The sequence below is a fragment of the Acinetobacter lwoffii genome, from assembly GCF_022809915.1.
Taxonomy (GTDB): domain Bacteria; phylum Pseudomonadota; class Gammaproteobacteria; order Pseudomonadales; family Moraxellaceae; genus Acinetobacter; species Acinetobacter lwoffii_M.
Window position 1 is genome coordinate 1 of the sequence record NZ_JALGQY010000082.1, and the last position, 1,188, is coordinate 1,188.

General features: G+C 42.7%; 1 protein-coding gene. It reads right to left on the reverse strand.

Features of this window, described 5'->3' with window-relative positions:
* Positions 1–40: 40 nt before the first annotated feature.
* Positions 41–1,116 (reverse strand): IS3 family transposase gene (locus tag MTX11_RS16480; protein ID WP_243475614.1). Its coding sequence is split into 2 segments (ribosomal slippage): positions 41–864 and positions 864–1,116, totalling 1,077 coding nucleotides; the frame shifts between segments, so codons are not numbered across the junction.
* Positions 1,117–1,188 lie beyond the last annotated feature (72 nt).

The window sequence follows — 1,188 nt, forward strand, 5'->3', positions numbered from 1 at the left end:
GGGTAATCCTCCCATAAATAACCGAAGTTAAAAGTAGAGGTTAAGCAGCCCTTAGAGGTGGCTTTCCTTTGTTAGCTTGATGTGGTCTTTCATGGTTGTAATGCCACAACCAGTTTGTTGCATAATCTTGTACTTCTTCCAGTGTGTCAAATAGATGCTTGCTTAGCCAGCTATAACGTATAGTCCGATTATAACGTTCAATATACGCATTCTGCTGTGGCTTACCTGGTTGAATATATTCAATACGAATACCGTGCTCAGTAGCCCAGCGTACAAATTCATGACTGATAAACTCCGGGCCATTGTCACACCGAATAACTAACGGCTTTTCTCGCCACTCCAGCAACTGATTCAACGTACGAATAACTCGGATTGTAGGTAATGAGAATCCTGCTTCAATCGCTAAGCCTTCTCGACGGTAGTCATCAATCACATTTAATAATCGGAACTTTCGACCATCGATCAGCTGATCATGCATAAAATCTAATGACCAGACCTGATTTTCTCGGATTGGTTCTTTCAATGTTTCAGGCGCGTGCCGTTTTAGTCTTCTTCTCGGTTTAATACGCAGATTTAGTGCCAACTCACAGTAAATGCGGTAAACCCGCTTGTGATTCCAGCAGTGATTCTCAACATGTCGTAAATATGAGAAGCACAGACCAAATCCCCAATCGGAATTTGCCTCAGTGAGTTCAATGAGCTGTTTAGCAATTAATGCATTGTCATCGCAAAGTTTAGCCTGATAACGGTAGCAGGTTTCACTAATGCCAAATGCAGAGCAAGCTAAACGGATACTAACCGCATGCAGGGCAACGGCTTGTTGAGCCATCTGACGTCGGCAAGATGGCTTCACCACTTTTTTGACATTGCTTCCTGAACAATCTCTGCCTTTAATCGCTCTTCAGCATACATTTTTTTTAGTCTGGTATTTTCTGCTTCCAGCTCTTTCAGTCGAGCCATCAATGAGGTATCCATACCGCCATATCTGGCACGCCATTTATAAAACGTGGCATTACTCATGCCATGTTCACGACAAAGGGTGGCTACAGGTGTGCCAGACTCCGCCTGTTTTAAAATGGACATGATCTGGCTGTCAGTAAATTTAGATGTTTTCATGCAGAATCTCCTGCTCGTATCTTAAGAGAAAATTCTACTTTTAGATCCTTTTATTTTTAGGGGGGATTACCG